This window comes from Frankia sp. AgB32 (genome assembly GCF_023243045.1).
Lineage (GTDB): Bacteria > Actinomycetota > Actinomycetes > Frankiales > Frankiaceae > Frankia.
On sequence record NZ_JALKFX010000031.1, the window covers coordinates 1 to 18,132 of the forward strand.

Below are 18,132 nucleotides of genomic sequence, written 5' to 3' on the forward strand. Positions count from 1 at the left end.
GCCGGGGCCCGGTCCCACGCCACCAACCGCCACTCCGGCCCGACACCGATCGACCCGACCACCGGCCGACCCGTGCGACCGCGCCGCCCACCGACCCGATCGACTGGTCCGTCGATCGGGTCCGGCGCGCGGCGCGCCCGCGGAACCCGCACCGTTTGAGCAAACGATCATCGGGGGGCACCCTTGACGACGACCCCAGCGGAATCGCCCACGTCCGGCGCGTCGAACGCGACCGCCCCCGCCGCGGAGCCCCGGGGGAAAGCCCGCCCGGCGATCCTCACCGTCGACGACGATGCGAGCGTCTCCCGCGCGGTCGCGCGCGACCTGCGACGGCAGTATGGCGAACGGTACCGGATCGTGCGCGCGGAGTCAGGGCCGCAGGCGCTCGACGCGCTGCGGGAGATGAAGCTGCGCGGTGACCGGGTGGCGGTGCTGCTCGCCGACTTCCGGATGCCGGAGATGAACGGCATCGAGTTCCTCGAACAGGCGATGGACCTGTATCCAGCGGCGCGTCGGGTGCTGCTGACCGCCTACGCCGACACCACCGCGGCGATCGACGCCATCAATCTGGTCGATCTCGACCACTACCTGCTCAAACCCTGGGATCCGCCGCAGGAGAAGCTCTATCCGGTCGTCGACGCCCTGCTGGATGCCTGGCTCGCCACCGACCACACCCCCGTTGCCGAGACCAGGGTGGTCGGCCACCGCTGGTCGGCACGCTCGCACGAGGTGCGCGACTTCCTGGCTCGCAACCAGGTGCCCTACCGCTGGTACCTGTCCGACGAGCCGGAGGGTGCCCGGCTGCTGACCGCGGCGCAGGCCTCCGCCGACACGCTGCCCGTCGTCATCACGCCCGACGGCGTCGCCCTGACCGATCCGACCGACGCGGAGCTCGCCGGCCGGGTGGGGTTGAGCACCACGCCGACCGCGGACTTCTACGACGTCGTGGTGATCGGCGGCGGGCCGGCGGGGCTCGGCTCGGCGGTCTACGCCGCGTCCGAGGGGCTGCGCACGGTCCTCGTCGAGCGGATGGCCACCGGCGGCCAGGCGGGGCAGAGCTCGCGGATCGAGAACTACCTCGGTTTTCCGGACGGCGTGTCGGGCGCCCAGCTCACCGACCGGGCCCGCCGGCAGGCGATCAAGTTCGGCGCGGAGGTGCTCACCACCCGCGACGCCGTCGCGCTGGAGGTCAACGGACCCGCCCGCACAGTGCGCTTCGACGACGGGCAGGAGATCTCCGCGCACGCCGTCATTCTCGCGACCGGGGTGTCGTACCGGCAGCTGACGGCCCCGGGGCTCGACGAGTTCACCGGTCGCGGGGTGTTCTACGGGTCGGCGCTGACGGAGGCCCCGTCGTGCGCCGGGCAGGAGGTGTACATCGTCGGCGGGGCGAACTCCGCCGGGCAGGCCGCGATGCACTTCGCCCGCCACGCCCGGCGGGTGACCCTGGTGGTGCGGGGAAGCTCGCTGGAAGCGTCGATGTCGCACTATCTGATCCAGCAGATCGCCGCGGTGGAGACGATCACCGTGCGGACCTGTACCGAGATCATCGCGGCCGAGGGCGACGGCCACCTGGAACAACTCACCCTGCGGGACAACTCGACCGGCCAGACCGAGATGGTCGACACCCAGTGGGTGTTCATCTTCATCGGCGCCGCGCCGCGCACGCGCTGGCTCGACGGAGTGCTCGTCCGCGACGAGCGCGGATTCGTCCTGGCCGGCCCGGACCTGCTCGTCGACGGGCGCCGGCCGGCCGGCTGGTCGCTGGACCGCGACCCGTACCACCTGGAGACATCCGTCCCCGGCGTGTTCGTGGCCGGGGACGCGCGGGCGGAGTCGGTGAAGCGGGTGGCCTCGGCGGTCGGCGAGGGCGCGATGGCGATCGCGCTGGTCCACCGGTATCTGGAGAAGCGCTGACCGGCGTGGAGCAGCCGAGGCGGTGGGTCGAGACGGGAGATCGACGATGACTCAGGTTCCGTGCAGCGCCAGCGAGCTGCGCACCCTGTTCCTGTTCGAGAAGCTGGCCGACGACCAGCTGGCCTGGCTGTGCGAGCGTGGGCACGTCGAGCAGATGCGGCCCGGCCCGGTCTACACCGAGGGTGATCCGGCGGAGTGCTTCTACGTGCTCATCGAGGGCGCGGTGGTGATGTCGGCCCGGGTCGGCGCGGACGACGTCGAGGTGCTGCGCACCGACCAGCGCGGCGTCTACGCCGGCGCGTGGCACGCCTATCTCGGCGACCGGGTCCCCCAGCTCTACAAGAACTCGCTGCGGGTGACCGAGCTCAGTCGCTTCTTCGTTCTCGGCGCCGAGGACGTCGCGATGATGATGCGCGAGTGGTTCCCGATGGCCCTGCACCTGCTCGAAGGCCTGTTCTTCGGCATGCAGAGCACCCAGCAGGTCGTCGGCCAGCGGGAACGCCTGCTCGCGCTGGGTTCGCTGTCCGCAGGGCTGACCCACGAGCTGAACAACCCGGCCGCCGCGGCCGTGCGGGCCACCGCCGCGCTGCGCGAACGGGTCGCCGGCATGCGCCACAAGCTCGGCATGATCGCGTCCGGCCCGTACGAGCGTCCGGAGCTGGAATCCCTCGTCCGCCTGCAGGAGGAGGCGGTGGAGCGGGTCGCCAAGGCGCCGACGCTCAGTCCGATGGAGGCGACGGACCGCGAGGACACCCTCGGCGACTGGCTGGACGAGCGGGAGATCGGCGACGCGTGGGACATCGCGCCGATCTTCGTCCAGGCCGGCTTCGACGTCGACTGGCTCGAGCACGTGGCCGCCTCGGTGCCCCCGAGCGTGCTCGGCGGCGCGCTGCGCTGGCTGACGTACACGGTCGAGAGCGAGATGCTGATGCGGGAGATCGAGGACTCGACCAGCCGCATCTCCTCGTTGGTCACCGCAGCCAAGCAGTACTCGCAGATGGACCGGGCGCCCTACCAGACCGTCGACATCCACGAGCTGCTCGACAGCACTCTGATCATGCTCGGCCGCAAGATCGGCGATGATGTCGACATCCGGCGGGACTACGACCGGTCGCTGCCGCCGATCCCGGCCTACGCCGCGGAGCTCAACCAGGTCTGGACGAACCTCATCGACAACGCGGTGTCCGCGATGGCCCACCGGGGAGTCCTCTCGGTGCGCACGTTCGCCGACCACGACAGCCTCATCGTCGAGATCGGCGACACCGGGCCGGGTATCCCCGCGGAGATCCAGGGACGGATCTTCGAACCGTTCTTCACGACGAAGGCGGTCGGCGAGGGCACCGGGCTCGGCCTGGACATCTCGTGGCGGATCGTCGTGAAGAAGCACCACGGCGACCTGCGCGTCGAGTCGGCTCCCGGCAACACCCGGTTCCAGGTCAGGCTTCCGTTCGTCGCGCCGCGTGAGGTCACGCTACCGGGCTGAGGCCCCCGTCGAGGTTGATCGCCGCCCCGGTGATGTACCCGGCCCGCGCGGAGAGCAGGAACGCGACGAGGTCGGCGAAGTCCTGGGCCGCCCCGAAACGACCGAGCGGGATGCCCGCCGCGGCGCCCTGCTGCTCGTACAGCTGCTCGACCGGAATGCCCTGCGCCGCCGCGGCCCTCTCCCACTGGCCGCTGCGGACCAGCCCCACGAGCACCGCGTTGACCCGCACCCCGGCCGGCCCGAACTCCTTCGACAGAGCCTTCGTCAACGCGAGCCCGGCGGCGCGGGTCACCGACGACGGCATGGAGCCCGCGCCCGGCGCGCGGGCCGCCACCGCCAACGAGTTCACGATGGCGCCGCCGCCGGCCTCGCGCAGCAGGGGCAGCACCAGCCGGCTGGCCCGGATCGCCGCGTGCAGCTTCAGGTCCAGGTCGGCCTGCCAGACCTCGTCGGTGTGCTGCTCGAACGGTCCGGCGGAGCTCGCCCCGGCGTTGTTGACCAGGGCGTGCACGGCGCCCCACCGGTTGGTCGCGGCGGCGACGAACCGGCTCAGCGCCGCCGGGTCGCGGACGTCGGCCACGATCGGCAGCACCTCCCCCGGGCCGTCGGCGGCCTGGACCGCGACGGCGCGCAGCCGCGTCTCGTCCCGTCCGCAGAACGCCACCCGGGCCCCCTCGGCGGCAAGCGTGCGCACCAGCGCCGCTCCCAGGCCGTCGGACCCACCGGTGACCAGCACCACCCGCTGCGAAAGTTGAAGGTCCATCCCGCTCCCGTCGACGTCGGTCCGCACCGACCTGCGTCCACCCAACCACGCGACCGGCCGGCGACCGCCCCGGACGGCATGCGCACGGGCCGTTCGGGTATGACCGCCGGTGAGCCGCACGGGTGGGGTGAAGTGAGGATCTGTGGCACAGCAGCGCCTCTGGCCCGCTACCGGTTGTGTCTCCAGATCGCCACGGCGGAGATCGTCGGCGACGAGAGCACGATGATCGCCCTGGGACGATCGCCGGGGACGTCGCCACCGCCACGCAGCTGGCGACGCTGCGGGCATCGCGGTGCGACCTCGTCTTCGGTCCTGCGGTGGGCGGCCCGACGGCGCGCCTGCCCCGGCTCGGCGACCCGCGCTCGCCCCGACCGGAGCCGGTAGGGTCCTGACCACCACGGAAAAAGAGTTATATCTCCGAATTGAGTGCGCACATTTTGCTTCGCGGAGACAGGTCGCGCCCCGGTCGGTGGCGCCTCGTTCGTCCGGGACGGTACAAACAGAGCAGGTGGTACGTCTCACTCAGTCGACGGAACAGGAGGTTCAACATCATGGGTGTTCAGACGAAATCGGGTGCCCGTTTCCGGTCCGCCGTCGACCAGACGGAGATCATCGTCGTGCGGCCGGCGAGCGAGCCGGTCGACCTACGCTGCGGCGGCCACCCGGTCGTCGCGATCGGCACGGAGGTCCCCGGGAGCCTCACCCTGGACCCCGCCTTCGCCGGTGGCACGCAGCTGGGCAAACGCTTCGCCGACGCGGACTCCGGCCTGGAGCTGCTGTGCACGAAGGGCGGTGAGGGAGCGCTGTCGATCGGCGAGACCCCGCTGCCGCTCAAGGACGCCAAGCCGCTGCCCTCCTCGGACTGAAGGGTTCCTGCCGATGCACCTCGGAATGCTGCTGGACATGGCCGCCGACGGGATGGCGGACCGGGTCGCGCTCGGACCGCTGGCCGACGGCCTCACCTTCGCCGAGCTGGCCCGCCGGGCCCGCCGCCTGGGCGCCGCCCTCGCGCTACGCCCGGGCGAGCGGGTCGGGCTGATCGACCTGAACTCCTCCGCCGTCCCGCTGACCCTGTTCGGCTCGGCGATCGCCGGCAGACCGTTCGTGCCGATCAACTACCGGCTGGCGGACCCGCAGCTGCGGGCGATCGTCGCCCGCACGGCGCCGGCCACGATCATCGTCGGCGAGGGTGTCGCCGACCGGGTCGGACCCATCGACGGCATCGAGTTCCTCAGCCGGGCACAGGCGCTGGCGCTGGCCGAGGACCCGGCGGGCGTGCAGGCCAACGGGTGGGCAGGCGAGCCGGAGGACATCGCCGTCCTGCTGTTCACCAGCGGCACGACCGGTGAGCCCAAAGCCGCCGTGCTGCGGCACAGCAACCTCGCCGAATACATCATCTCGACGGTGGAGTACGCCGGATCCACCGAGGACGAGGCCGCGATCGTCAGCGTGCCGCCGTACCACATCGCGGGCATCTCGGCCGTGCTGTCCTCGACCTACTCCGGGCGCCGGGTGGTGCAGCTCGAGGCGTTCGAGCCGCACGCCTGGGTGGACACCGTCCGGTCGGAGTCGATCACCCATGCCATGGTCGTGCCGACGATGCTCGGCCGCATCCTCGACGTCGTCGAGGCGGACGGCGCGGGCCTGCCGTCGCTGCGCTCGCTGTCCTACGGCGGCGGGCCGATGCCGCTGTCGGTCATCGAGCGCGCCGTCGGGATGCTGCCGGACGTCGGCTTCGTCAACGCCTACGGCCTGACCGAGACGTCCAGCACGATCGCTGTGCTCGGCCCGGACGACCACCAGGCGGCGTTCGCCAGCGACGAACCGGCGGTGCGGGCCCGGCTCGCCTCCGTCGGCCGGCCGCTGCCCACGCTGGAGGTGTCGATCCGCGACCTCGCCGGCGAGGAGGTCCCGGTCGACGAGCGTGGGGAGATCTGGGTGCGCGGCAGCCAGGTGTCCGGCGAGTACCTCGGCCGAGGCACCACGCTGGACTCCGACGGCTGGTTCCCCACCCGGGACGAAGGCCATCTGGACGCCGAGGGCTTCCTGTTCGTCCACGGCCGTCTCGACGACGTGATCGTGCGCGGCGGGGAGAACCTGTCCCCGGGTGAGATCGAGGCGGTGCTGCTCGAACATCCGGCGGTGCTCGAGGCCGCGGTCGTCGGCATCCCCGACAAGGAGTGGGGCGAGGGAGTCGCCGCCGCCGTCGTCACCTCGGGTCAGGTGACCGAAGAGGAACTCAGGACGCACGTGCGCACCCGACTGCGCTCCAGCCGCACCCCCGACCGCATCCAGTTCCGCGCGGAACTGCCGTTCAACGAGAGCGGCAAGCTGCTGCGCCGGGTGCTGCGCGCCGAGCTCGCGGACGCCTTCGCCTGACCCCACCGACCGCCGGGAACCCGGCCGATCCCCGCGGGGCCGATCCCCGCGGGGCCGGCCGCGCGGGAAGGCACTCCCACGCACCACGGACGACCGGATCCGGACGTCACCGACCGGGCCCGGCGGACCGGGACCGGCGCGGGCGCACCCCGGCGCGGGCACACCGGTCCCGCACCGCCGCCGCGGCGACGCAGACGGCCGCCAGGAACACCGAATGGCCGATGCTCCACGCGAGGCGGGCCGCCGCCGGGGCATCGGTCCCGGCGGCGCGCCGCACGCCGCCGACGAGCACGGCCGCGACGACGGCGAACCCGGCCAGCCGGGCCGCGCGCCGCCACGGCAGCGCCGGTCCGACGAGGACCGCGGGCACGGCGATCGGGGCGAGGGTCGCCCAGTGGGCGCCGGCTCCCGCCGCGCCGGTCGCCACGACACACGTGGCCGCCACGGCACCGCGCAGCGGGACGCCTTCGGCGATCCGCGCCGGACCACCGGCCTGGGCCACCACCGGTTCCGCGCCCCCGCTGCCCTGCCGCCACCGGCAGCCCCGCCCGCGGGTCGCCCGCGGCAGCGCTGGAACCCGCCGCACCGACGGCATCCGCGCCCGGCGCCATCGAGGCCAGGGTGATCGTCGCCGGGGTGACGCCCTCCCGGAAGGTCCGGCCGTCCGTTCCGTAGCGAACGGGGCGGGACAACGCCGTGGTGCCGAACCGGCGCCGGTCCCGGAGCTGATCGCGCCAGATCACCAGGGCCAGCACCAGAAACATGGCCGCAAGCATCGCCGTGGCGATGAGGATGCGGTCCCATTCGAATGCGGAGTGCACGCGTCCGTCCGAGGCTGCCGTCAGGCCGCGGATCCATCCGCGCGGCCGTGGTCTCGGCCGGCCCGATCGGCACAGCGACCGCCGCGGCGACGGGCAGCGCCCTGTCCCCGGGGTGGGCCGACCCGGTGCCGCCCGCGCCCGGAGGGCCGTCCACCAGGCCGATCAGAACCAGCAGGGACGCCACCCACACCGCGCGCAGGCGCTGACGGTCGAGGGTGGCCAGACAACGAGGCGTGATGCCCGGCGGGCCGGCCATCGCGCCGGCAGCGACCCGGAGGGGAGTTTCCCCGCCAAGACAGCCGGCTGCCGATTACCGGGGGTGGGGATTCCGCCTGCAGTCCGGCTCCGGCCGGCGCCGAAGAGTGGCCCGTCCCGACGGGACAGCCGCGCCAGCCCACCCGCAACGAGGTGTCGGCTATCCGTCATGCGCGGGTCGCGGGATTCCGCGAAGGCGGCACACGACCGGTTTCATGGCCCCACCAGAGCCGCACTTCCGAGGCCGCGACATGTTTTCCGTGGGCCGAAAGCCCTGCGGCAGCACGAGATCGGCGCCGCTGGGCGGCGGACCGTCGACGGAGCGGGACCCACTGAGACCGGAACAATCCGACCGATCGGAAACAGCATCCGCGACCGGGGCATTCCACCACCGATCCACGTCGACACGCTTCCAGCTGCCTTCCTGGACACCGACCCTCCCCCGCCATATTTTCAATTCACACACCACCCAGCCGCCAGGCAACGGATTCCAGCCAAACACGCAGCCGGGCAGCAGGAATGCGGTGTGAGTGCGCGCCCACAGCCATCACGCCAATGAATCGCCACTCATTACTCGGACGTGATGGCCGGGCGCCCACTGCGCCGCCCTGGGGAGCGGCGGTTATTCACCTTTCAACATTCCAAGGAGCCTACATGAACAGCACCGCAATGCGCCGTGGCCTGGTTGTTGCCTTCGGCGGCCTGGCGCTCGCCGGCGTCGTGGCCGTGGGACAGCCCGCCAGCGCCGCAAGCCCTGTGAACACGTCCGGGCCGGTCCCGCCCGCGGCGGTCTCCGCGGTCGGCGCCGCCAGCGCTGCCCAGACGTCGGCGACCGCCCGCAACCAGGGCGGCGGCGTGCGGGCGTCGCACCTCGACGGCGTCTGCAACACGTACAGCAGCGGATACGGCGACCTCTGCCTGTGGTATCTGCAGAACTACACCGGCAGCCACGCCGACTTCTACTTCGGCGACGGCAACCTGAACGACAACTACTTCAACAGCCCGGGCGCCGGCCAGGGTCAGCGGGTGGGCAACAACTCGGAGTCGGACTGGAACTACGACCGGCACCTGACCGCCCGTGTCTTCACCGGGGTGAACTACACCGGTGTCGCCGGTGATATCGCGCCGTACACCGGCGGAAACTTCAACTCCACCTTCCGCAACAATGTCGAGTCGTTCTACTGGGTCTGATCCCCGCCCCTACGACGACTGACCGTCCCACACCGCTCCACCGGTAACGGGCCGACCTGCCGGCCGGTTCCCGCCCTTGCGGCGGGAACCGGTCGCGGTGTGTCCGCGCGTCTCGCGGAGCCTCGGTGGCGGGCGGATCGGCAGTACGTAAAGGACTTCCAATGCCATCTCGGATGGGTCGCGGACACCGGCGCGACGGATCGCGCCGCCGGACCAGGACGGCACGCTCCAGCGCCGCCGTGAGGTGGGCACTGGCAGCGGCGCTGACCGTGCCCGCGGCGGTCGGCGCCGGATGCGGCGGGGCGACCTCGAACCCCGCCACAGGCGTCGCGCCGGCCCTGACCGACGCGTCCCACCTGCGGCTCCCGCTGGACCGCTACCTGCTCACCCCGCACGACGCGGACCTGGTGGCCCGCGCCCACCGCGTCCTGCTCCGCCGCTGCGAACAGCGCTTCGGGATCACCGGGCCGCCCGAGCCCCCGGCGACGGCCGGGCCGCGAACGCTGAACGAGCGCCGCTACGGCATCACCGACCGCGCGCTGGCCGCCACCGCCGGTTTCCGGGTGTCGGCCAACGGCCCTGTCACGGTGCCGAAACCGACCGAGCCGGCGGACCCCCGCACGTTGGACGTGCTCAGCGGCGAGGGCCGCCGGGTCGTCGACGGCCAGCCCGTTCCGCCGGGTGGCTGCTCCGGCGAGGCCAAGCGGCGCCTGGGTGCCGGCGCGCCGGCCGGTGCCGACCGGTTCCTGGCCGAGCGACTCAGCCGGGACAGCTACTTCCGCGCCGAGAGCGACCGGCGGGTGCAGGCCGCGATGCGTGCCTGGTCGATCTGCATGCAAGAACACGGATTCACCTATCCCACCCCGCTGGCCGCCGCCGCCGATCCGCGCTTCCGCGCCGGCCCGGTGACGCCCACCGAGATCGCCACAGCGACGACCGACATCGACTGCAAGGCGCGGGCCAACCTGGTCGGCGTCTGGTCCACCCTCGAAGCCGACCTGCAGCGCCCCGCGATCGCCACTCACCGCGACGCGCTGGACACGCTGCTGCGGGCGAACGACGCCGAGCTGCGCGTCGTCCGCGGCCTCGACCTGCGCTGACCGACCACAGGAGACCACCGGCATGAGACGGCCCCAGCTTCGACCATCCCAGCCCCGACGGCCACAGCGTCAACGGCCACAGCGTCAACGGCCACAGCGTCAACGGCCATGGGGCCGACGGCGACCGCCGGTGCGCACCGCCCGCGTGGTCGCGACGGTCGCCGCCGCCGCAGTGCAACTCGTGCCGCTGCAACTGGCCGCGGGCGCAACCGCGCACGCCGCGCCGCCGGCTCCCAACGGCCGCTACATCGTCGTGCTCGCGTCAGCACCGTCCGCCAGCGGCACGCCCGCCGCCCTCACCCGGGCCCGGACCCGCGGCGTCCGCATCACCCGCGAGTTCCGGCACGTCATCAGCGGCTACGTGGCGCAGCTCGACGCCTCCCAGCTGGAGTCGGTGCGCAACGATCCCGACGTCGCCTACGTCGAGCCAGACCAGATCGTGCGCGCCAACGCCGGGGAAACGGATTCCGGCGCTGCCCCCGCGCAGCCCGCATCCACCGACGATGCGCAGGTCGGGGCGGCCGGCGGCAGGCCGGTCCAGGCCGACGTCAGCCAGCGACCGGCCACCTGGGGCCTGGACCGCGTGGACCAGCGCCGGGGCAACCTGGACGGCGCTTACACCTACCGGTCCACCGGCGCAGGCGTCAGCGTGTACCTCGTCGACTCGGGTATCCGAGCCACCCACAGTGACTTCGGTGGGCGCGCCAGCGGCGGCTTCTCCGTCGTCGACGACGGCCACGGCACCGACGACTGCAACGGCCACGGCACCCACGTCGCCGGCACCGTGGGAGGAACCGACAAGGGCGTCGCCAAGCAGGTGCGCCTCGTCGGAGTACGCGTGCTCGACTGCGACGGATTCGGAACCATCAGCGGCGTCATCGCCGGCATCGACTGGATCAACGCGAACGCCAGTCGGCCGGCGGTGGTGAACCTGAGCCTCGAAGCCGGCACGTCGCGGGCCCTCGACCAGGCCGTCCGACAGTCGATCGGCAGTGGACTGGTCTACTCCATCTCGGCCGGCAACGGTGGCCTCGACGCGTGCGACTCCTCACCCGGGCGCGTTCCCCGGGCCATCACCGTCGGCGCGACGACCTCCGCCGACAGCCGGGACACCGGATACTCCAACTACGGCCGGTGCGTCGACCTGTTCGCCCCCGGCACCGACATCACCTCGGACTGGATCGATTCCGACACCGCGACCAAATCCGAGACCGGCACTTCCATGGCCGCCCCGCACGTCACCGGCGTCGCCGCGCTGTACCTGCAACGGCATCCGCACGCCGGTCCCGACCAGGTCCGCGACGCCATCGTCGAGGCCGGCACCAGGGGCGTGCTCAGCAACATCGGCGCGGGCTCACCGAACGTCCTGCTGTACTCGCGCGAAAGAGATTTCTGAGCCCGGCCGGGGATGCTCAGGCGGCCGGCCGCTTCGCGCGAAAGCGGAAGCTGCCGGCCTCCCGGTCCACGGTGACCTGCTCGAACCCGACCGCGGCGAGCCGGTCGGGCAGGCGGTCGGGATCGACCACGACCATGGTGTCCCGCAGGTGCAGAAGCCGAAAGACAGCGCTTGCCACGCCGTCGCTGCCCGCGAACACCCCGCCCGGCCGCAGGACACGGAACGCCTGGACTGGAGCTTTTCCTGCCTGACCCTGGCCGGGCTTCCTCCCAGGGTTTCCTCGTTACTCACCTGGAAGCCACGGCTGCGACCATCGCTCCAGTACTCCGCGCGGTGGCCCGACGCCGCGGCACAGTCGACATCGATACCGCGCCGGAGGCACTTCTACCTGCCGGGGTCAGTGTTCACACGACTGGAAAGCGTTACACACTGGCCTTCATGACGCGCGGTGCCGCTCGACTCGCCGACCCGGATGAAGCGGCGCAGGTCCCGCACTGGTCGCCTGTCGAGCGATGGCTGTGGTTGCTGGCCTCGCGGTCTGCGCATTCGGACTATCCGCCCGATCCCGACGACGCCGATGCGCTCCTCGCTGGTCTGGTGAGGCTCTCCGCGGACTGGCGCGCTCTGATCAACCGGGACGGTGCCGCCTTTCTCGGACTGCGCCGAGACCTCGGCGCCAGCGACCCCTATTTCGGGTTCGCGAAGGTTTACATGCACACGGTGTACCTCGATGCCCTGCTCCTGGGTATGACCCAGCGGCTGAGCATCGACCAGTTGACTGACAGCGCTGCTCGATCTTTCCAAAGCCGTGATCTTGCCAGCCACCTCATGGAGCTGGAGATCCGGGCAGCGCACTTCCGAGCGATGTACTGGCTGCGGGACACCGGCGACCATGGGCATGCCACCCAGATTCTCGCCGCCTACCAAGGCCAGTATGATCTGGACGCTCGGTTCCACCTGGTGGTCAACGAGATTTCAGAGCTGGCCCGGGTCGTCCAGGCCCGGGGAAACGAGCAGGTGAGCGCGGCCCTGGGCGTCATCACAGTGCTCGGGCTCCCGATCGGCGTCACGCTGGGCATCGTCCAGATCATCGGCGCGAATGGCGTGGTTCCGGTTTCGGTGGCGCTGGGCGCCTCATTTTCGGCTACAGCGGTGATTCTTCATGTCCACGAAGTTCGGCCGCTTCCTGGCCCGCCAGCTGGCGCGCCGCCTGCCCTGACCTCCGCCGTAACGCCTGCTCTCGTTGCGCCAAGCCAGCCGGCCTGGCCACCCAATCATGGCGGCCTGCCCGCTCCGTTGGCCCGGAGATGGGGCTCGACACTTACGGGAGCCAGAGCGGCGCTCGGCCCGGCCCCAACACCAGTGTGGGTTAGCCTGGACTCACGGCGAAAGATGTCGTGACAAAAATGCCCACCCGACAGAGTCGGGCATAACCAGAGTTGGGTGGAGCTACGAGGATGGACATTGAACCCCGATCTTGACCTCTACCTGCGGGAATGGCGTCGGCGGAGCTTGAGCTAATACTAAGAGTGGCTGTTCGTCACGTTCGGCGACGGACGGCCGTGGTGTGGGATGGGTTCGGGTGACCTGGAACGCGCCCGTGGGGGTCTTCCTCGCGGGCGCGTTCCGCGTTCGGGGTTACTTCTGGTCGTTGGCTGCGCGGGTGGCTGGTGTGTGCGCGGTGATGGCTTTCGGAGCTTCTTCGGATGCTGGGATGCCATCGTCGGCGGTGTCCACGCAGCCGCCTTGGTAGAGCCATCGCACCCGCACAGCGCCGGGAATCATGTGGTGTAGTCGTCTGGCAATGTCGATGAGTTCTCGTCCTCCGCCGAATCCGTCGTCGACGATGAGGCGAGATGACGCTTTATCGGTGTAGTTCACGATCAGGATCACGTCGTTTCCTGGTGGCCCTGATCGTCGTTTTGCTGTGTCGCGTGGGCGGCGACGTAGAGCTTGAAGGTAAGTGTGGCTTTTGTCTTGTTGGCAGTGACCCCGGTGAGTCGCGCGTCGGCAGGAATGAGGAGAGAAATGGCGGAGGTGAGATCCGACGCTCGAATGCCATTGTCGACGTCGAGCGTGGCCGCGTTGTCGCGGTAGCGGGCAGCGGTTCCCGGCATTGACCGAAGACGGATGTCTTTGGGCTCCCATGGTTCCGGAGCCTCGTGATTCGCTGCTGTGATCGGTGTGGCGCCCATACGTAGATTCACCCGCTCCTGATCTTCCAGGTGTCGCCGTTCGGAATTGATATGTCCGGGAGCGGCTGCCCGGGTCCGGGAATCGAGGGGATTGAGCGAGGGAGCCCCTCGCGTCGACCGAACCCGGGCGCCTGTGAAGAAATCTAGAGTGTACGGATGAACGACGCGAGACGCGGCGCATGGCAGTTGCCGGTCCGCTCGCCTTTGGACTACCACGTAGCGTGGTAGTCGCCTGCTTCCTAGTCGGTCAGCTCCATGAAATCGACAAGGGAACGGAGTTCCTGGCTCAACGGGCGCTTGCGGCTCCGCAGGATCGCCGACAGGACGTCTTTTCCCTTGCGCTGATGCCGGAGCCATTCGGGCGAGTTCTGCCGCAGGTGAACGAGAACATCCGCCGCGTCGCGATGGTCACGAAGCGCGGCATGGGCGGCTGCGACGTCGAGGAGATGCCGACTGAGGTTGTCGGACCGGTAGCGGTCCGACCGTGGCGCGGGTATGCGATCCGCAAGCCGTAGGACACCCCGCGCGTCACCCATGATCATCAGGGATTCGGCGCGTTTCATGGCCACGACGGCCGGGCCAAACGTCGTCAGGTACTGGTGATAGCCGTCCGGTGGTCGGGCCATCGATACGCGGGTGGCTGCTGTCTCGGCGAGTGACAGGAATTCGTCGGAGGAATCACGGCGGTTGTCGCGTATTGCGGCGGCCGAACCGCGCAGCAGCAGCCAACCCCATGCCGAAAGCTCCGCGTCGCTGGCAGTGGACATGCGTGGCTCGATAGCCTCGGCGGTGTTCCGGGCAAGATTCTCGGCGTCGCCGAACCGGCCTTGCCGGATGAACAGCCATGCCTGAGAAATAGCGCCCGATGCTGCCGTAAGGCTGTCTCCCGCGCTGGTCGCGTCCTGTATCGCGTCGCGAATCGCGGCATAGGCCAAATCGTATTGGCGCACCTGCGTGAGGAACCAGCCGGCAAGTTGGTAGATTTCGGCGCGTAGCCGCAGCAGCGGGGATCGTGTTTCGACGGTGGCCCGGTCGATCAACTGGTGGCTGTCGCGAACCATGCGGGGGAGCATCATCGCGACCGCGTCGAAGTCATCGGCATGGTAAAGGCGGACCGCTTCGGACAGCGCGGCCCGTAGGTCAGCTTCCTGAACGTCGCCAGACGTTTCCGCGCCGAAGGTCACGATTCCACGGATGCCGACGACCGGAGTCAATACCTGACGCAGCGGAAGGAGATTCAGCTTGTCTCCCTCTTCCGCATCCGGCACCGGACCGGGGGAAGTAGAGCCGAAAAGTGATGAAGTCTCGACATCGAGCGCCCGAGCCAGCGCGTGTAGCGTTTCGATCCGAGCACTTCCGCCCTGTTCGATCTTACGGACGGTGGAAACACTGAGTTCGGCCGTGTGGGCGAGAGCTTCCTGAGTGAGGCCGCGCCGATGACGCAGGTTCTGGAGATGGATTCCCGGTGCCAGCTCGCCTGTCATGACGCCCTCTTCTCGCCCACGTACGGGGGTCAACTCCAGGATACGGCGACGTGGCGCACAGACCGAGGCTCGCGGAGGCAGCGTGACGAGCGCGCCGAACCCCATTCCGCGTGCTGCCTCCCGGCGCCCGGCGGAATCGTGATCATGGCTGTCGGGTAGCGCGCGCCCTGGCCGTCGGAGGCTGCCGTCCGGCCGGTGTGCACGCTCCGGTGGCCGCTGGGCGCCAACGCGCGCAGACGCGCGTGCGCGCGTTGGCGCTGTGCATGCACACCTCGGTGCACACCCCGTGCACGCCGGTTGCAAAGCCCCGTGCACACCCTCGTGCACACCGGTCGGCCGTCTGGCAGCGACCTGCCGGGGCACGAACACCCGCAATCACGAATGCCTTTTATCGGAAATCGACTTTCCGCGTTCAAACCATGATTTTCGTCCTGCCTTTCAGGGGTGTTCTTCGGTTCGCAGCCATGAGATAATTAGGGTGCGATAGGCGTGTCTTGCCACACGCCGACTCGGGTGATCGTCAGTGCAGCTCGTGAGAGTGGGGTGGCTATGACATCTCTGTGGATCTTCGCTGGCCGTTGGGGACATCGGCAGGATGCGTCAATGCGGCACATGCACGGCTGTCTGACGCTGCGCGGCAGGCACGTTCTTGCGACCGCTGTCGAACCCGGACGTCAGGCGGTAGCTGTCGTGAAAACCGCCATCACGCGACACGGTGGATCACCATAGCTGTCACGCTATTCACTCAGCGTGACAGTAGCGGGATGTCCGCGACCAGGTAGCGGCATCGCTGTCTGGTCGCGGGACCCTGCGGCCTGTTTGAGCTGGGCAAATGTCTGAGGGTAGCCGTAGCGGCCTTGGGTCGCTGCCGCGCGTGCCCGCGTAGGGCGGGGGGCGACGGGCCGGGGCGCCGCTACTGCCACCCGGTCGGTTTCGACGTTTCTTGGATGATCCGGATCACGCGAGAGAAACGGGTATCGGCTCGTTGGACGCGGCACGCCGTGAAAAAGTTCAAGTCCTCGCCGAACATCAGCCAGAAATCGACTGCGACGACTTCGCAGCCGCGATAACAGCATGGGTTGACATCCTCATCCACGAAAAAGCGGACGGCAAAATGGACGCTCCCGCCCCGCCCCGAAAGAAAGAAGGGCGAGCGAGGAAACGGTAATCAAAAAGCCGAATTTCGTAGGGTCGCGCTGTGCTACCATGCCCGCGACGATCACCACGGAAATGAGGTACACCCATGCCCCCGAAATATATCGCGGGATCTCCTGTGCCAGTGCCGGCATCTACCGCCCGTCGACTACGTGCCGTTTTCTACCTTCGGGTGTCGACGAAATCCCAGGTCCGCACCGACTATGATCCGGAAGGCATCTCGATTCCTGCGCAGCGGGTCGCGTGCGGGGCGAAAGCCGAGGCATCGAATGCCGACATGGTCGGTGAGTATGTCGAGCCGGGCGTGTCCGCGCACAAGAACCTGGAACGCCGCGAGGCTTTCCGGGCGATGGTCAACCGCATTGAGCGGGACCGCGACGTCGATATCGTGATCGTCTATCAACTCAGCCGTTTCGCGCGGGACCGGTACGAAGACGCCGCGTTCACGCTGCGACTGCGGAACCTCGGTGTTCTTCTCGTGTCCGCAACGGAGAACATTGACGAGACACCGGCCGGTGAGCTTCTCCACGGGATGCTGGCCGTGATCAACCAGTATCAGTCCGCTGCCAGCGGGAAAGATATTTCCTACAAGATGCGGCAGAAAGCCGCGAATGGCGGAACCCCTGGTCTCGCGCCGATCGGCTATCTCAACGTCCGTATCCGCAGCGACGGGCGGAACATCGCGGACGTGATCCTTGACGAGGACCGGTGGCGACTTGTGCAATGGGCTTTCGAGCGGTTCGCGACCGGTGCGTGGACGGTGGACAGCCTGACCGGTGAACTCAACCATCGCGGCCTGACGAACCGCGCCAGCGGGAAACGCCCGAAACGTCCCCTGCAATCCTCGCATGTGCACAAGATGCTGACGAACCGCTACTACGTCGGCATTGTCACCTTCGACAAAGTCGAATATCCGGGCGGCCGGCATCCTACCTTCGTGGCGGAGAAAACGTTCACCAGGGTGCAGGGAATACTGAAGTCCCGGGCGACCGCCGGCGACAAGCCGAGCAAGCATTTCCATCCACTGAAGGGCAGCCTGTTCTGTGGCCACTGCGGATCGGCTTTCGGCATCACGAAGGCGACCGGACGGCACGGCGGTACATACCCTTACTTCTACTGCCTTGGCCGGCAGCGCGGAAAATGCAGGCAGCCCTATGTGATGATCGACGTCGTGGAGAAACTCGTCGCGGACTGGTGGCGCCGCGTCGAGATCACCTCACGGCAGAAAGCCCGCATTCGTGACATCGTCCTCGACAGCGCGCAGACCCTCGTGACGAACGGCACCGAACAGGCCGACCGACAGAAACGCCGCATCAACGAGCTGGAAAACGAACGACGGTCATGCCTACGCGCCTACTACAACGGCGCCATCGGCGAAGAACTTCTCAAGGAAGAGCAATGGCGGATAGACAGCGACCTTGGCAAGGCACGCGCCATGCTCCATTCCTGCCAAGGGGAATGGCAGGCGATCGGCGGAATCCTCGACCGGCTGCTGAGCCTCTGCGACGACAGCCACACTCTTTACACCACCGCACCCGCAGTCGTGCAACGCCAACTCAACCAAGCCGTTTTCCGGCGCTTCTGGATCATCGACAAGGGGATTCACGGAGCGGATCTGTTTCCCCCACTAGCCCAACTCCTCGGCGACGATCTTGCTGCACTGCTGAACCAGGAAACCGAGAATATGATCAAAGCTCAGAACGCCACAGAAGCTCCAGAAAACCCAGACCTACACATCCCCACCAACGAACCGTCTACGTCCGCCTACGGCGACGACGGGCCACGCCGCGGGCAGACAGAAGCGCCGCTCGGCATCTATCCGAACGGCGCAACGCCTTTCCAGGGACAGAGGGGGGAAGATCGTGTTCCGAACTTCACCACTCTCGTGGAGCTGAGGGGATTCGAACCCCTGACCCTCACACTGCCAGTGTGATGCGCTACCAGACTGCGCCACAGCCCCAACTACTGTTCTTTTATATCAGACCGAGACGAC

Annotated in this window: 15 protein-coding genes, 1 tRNA gene and 1 pseudogene; 9 read left to right on the forward strand and 8 right to left on the reverse strand. The window is 69.0% G+C overall.

Annotation, left to right across the window (positions count from 1 at the left end; all coding sequences use genetic code 11):
- Positions 1 to 183 precede the first annotated feature (183 nt).
- The gene (locus MXD60_RS12035; protein WP_283098231.1) at positions 184 to 1,917 is read left to right on the forward strand and encodes an FAD-dependent oxidoreductase; all 1,734 of its coding nucleotides are present in this window, start codon (positions 184 to 186) and stop codon (positions 1,915 to 1,917) included.
- Between the two features lie 46 nt (positions 1,918 to 1,963).
- Positions 1,964 to 3,400, forward strand: a complete 1,437-nt coding sequence (locus MXD60_RS12040; RefSeq protein WP_248819119.1) for an ATP-binding protein — start codon at positions 1,964 to 1,966, stop codon at positions 3,398 to 3,400.
- Here MXD60_RS12040 and MXD60_RS12045 read toward each other — a convergent pair.
- Positions 3,384 to 4,163: an SDR family oxidoreductase gene (locus MXD60_RS12045; protein ID WP_248819120.1), complete on the reverse strand. Its 780-nt coding sequence runs from the start codon at positions 4,161 to 4,163 to the stop codon at positions 3,384 to 3,386. The two genes, MXD60_RS12040 and MXD60_RS12045, sit on opposite strands and share 17 nt — an antisense overlap.
- A gap of 551 nt (positions 4,164 to 4,714) precedes the next feature.
- On the opposite strand from MXD60_RS12045, the gene MXD60_RS12050 reads away from it, so the two are divergent.
- Positions 4,715 to 5,029, forward strand: a complete 315-nt coding sequence (locus tag MXD60_RS12050) for a hypothetical protein (RefSeq protein ID WP_248819121.1) — start codon at positions 4,715 to 4,717, stop codon at positions 5,027 to 5,029.
- Positions 5,030 to 5,042: 13 nt separating this feature from the next.
- Complete coding sequence (locus MXD60_RS12055) at positions 5,043 to 6,542, forward strand: class I adenylate-forming enzyme family protein (protein ID WP_248819122.1); 1,500 nt, start codon at positions 5,043 to 5,045, stop codon at positions 6,540 to 6,542.
- A 106-nt stretch (positions 6,543 to 6,648) separates the two neighbouring features.
- Here MXD60_RS12055 and MXD60_RS12060 read toward each other — a convergent pair whose 3' ends face one another.
- Complete coding sequence (locus tag MXD60_RS12060) at positions 6,649 to 7,128, reverse strand: hypothetical protein (RefSeq protein ID WP_248819123.1); 480 nt, start codon at positions 7,126 to 7,128, stop codon at positions 6,649 to 6,651.
- A gap of 1,144 nt (positions 7,129 to 8,272) precedes the next feature.
- Here MXD60_RS12060 and MXD60_RS12065 point away from each other — a divergent pair.
- From MXD60_RS12065 to MXD60_RS12075, 3 genes are all read left to right on the forward strand, one after another.
- The gene (locus tag MXD60_RS12065; RefSeq protein ID WP_248819124.1) at positions 8,273 to 8,809 is read left to right on the forward strand and encodes a peptidase inhibitor family I36 protein; all 537 of its coding nucleotides are present in this window, start codon (positions 8,273 to 8,275) and stop codon (positions 8,807 to 8,809) included.
- 239 nt (positions 8,810 to 9,048) lie between these two features.
- Complete coding sequence (locus MXD60_RS12070; RefSeq protein ID WP_248819125.1) at positions 9,049 to 9,909, forward strand: hypothetical protein; 861 nt, start codon at positions 9,049 to 9,051, stop codon at positions 9,907 to 9,909.
- Between the two features lie 130 nt (positions 9,910 to 10,039).
- Positions 10,040 to 11,305, forward strand: a complete 1,266-nt coding sequence (locus MXD60_RS12075; RefSeq protein ID WP_248819126.1) for a S8 family peptidase — start codon at positions 10,040 to 10,042, stop codon at positions 11,303 to 11,305.
- A 16-nt stretch (positions 11,306 to 11,321) separates the two neighbouring features.
- Here the strand turns inward: MXD60_RS12075 and MXD60_RS12080 are convergent, their stop codons facing one another.
- Complete coding sequence (locus MXD60_RS12080; protein WP_248819127.1) at positions 11,322 to 11,483, reverse strand: hypothetical protein; 162 nt, start codon at positions 11,481 to 11,483, stop codon at positions 11,322 to 11,324.
- A 260-nt stretch (positions 11,484 to 11,743) separates the two neighbouring features.
- Here MXD60_RS12080 and MXD60_RS12085 point away from each other — a divergent pair, with 260 nt between their 5' ends.
- Positions 11,744 to 12,706, forward strand: coding sequence for a hypothetical protein (locus tag MXD60_RS12085; protein WP_248819128.1), 963 nt, complete (start codon positions 11,744 to 11,746; stop codon positions 12,704 to 12,706).
- A 237-nt stretch (positions 12,707 to 12,943) separates the two neighbouring features.
- Here the strand turns inward: MXD60_RS12085 and MXD60_RS12090 are convergent, their stop codons facing one another.
- The 3 genes from MXD60_RS12090 to relB form a co-directional block, all read right to left on the reverse strand.
- Positions 12,944 to 13,198 carry a hypothetical protein gene (locus tag MXD60_RS12090; RefSeq protein WP_248819129.1) on the reverse strand — a complete coding sequence of 85 codons (255 nt, stop codon included), beginning with the start codon at positions 13,196 to 13,198 and terminating at the stop codon, positions 12,944 to 12,946.
- On the reverse strand, positions 13,195 to 13,500 hold the full coding sequence (locus MXD60_RS12095; RefSeq protein ID WP_248819130.1) for a hypothetical protein: 306 nt from the start codon (positions 13,498 to 13,500) through the stop codon (positions 13,195 to 13,197). The genes MXD60_RS12090 and MXD60_RS12095 overlap by 4 nt, the downstream gene beginning before the upstream one ends.
- A 239-nt stretch (positions 13,501 to 13,739) precedes the next feature.
- On the reverse strand, positions 13,740 to 14,984 hold the full coding sequence (gene relB, locus MXD60_RS12100) for a type II toxin-antitoxin system RelB family anti-toxin (RefSeq protein WP_248819131.1): 1,245 nt from the start codon (positions 14,982 to 14,984) through the stop codon (positions 13,740 to 13,742).
- Positions 14,985 to 16,227: 1,243 nt separating this feature from the next.
- Here relB and MXD60_RS29860 point away from each other — a divergent pair.
- Positions 16,228 to 17,325, forward strand: a pseudogene (locus MXD60_RS29860) (recombinase family protein); the annotation flags it as partial.
- A 159-nt stretch (positions 17,326 to 17,484) separates the two neighbouring features.
- Here MXD60_RS29860 and MXD60_RS12110 read toward each other — a convergent pair.
- Both MXD60_RS12110 and MXD60_RS12115 read right to left on the reverse strand, forming a co-directional pair.
- The gene (locus MXD60_RS12110; protein ID WP_248819133.1) at positions 17,485 to 17,745 is read right to left on the reverse strand and encodes a hypothetical protein; all 261 of its coding nucleotides are present in this window, start codon (positions 17,743 to 17,745) and stop codon (positions 17,485 to 17,487) included.
- A 280-nt stretch (positions 17,746 to 18,025) separates the two neighbouring features.
- Positions 18,026 to 18,099, reverse strand: a tRNA-Ala gene (locus MXD60_RS12115).
- Positions 18,100 to 18,132 lie beyond the last annotated feature (33 nt).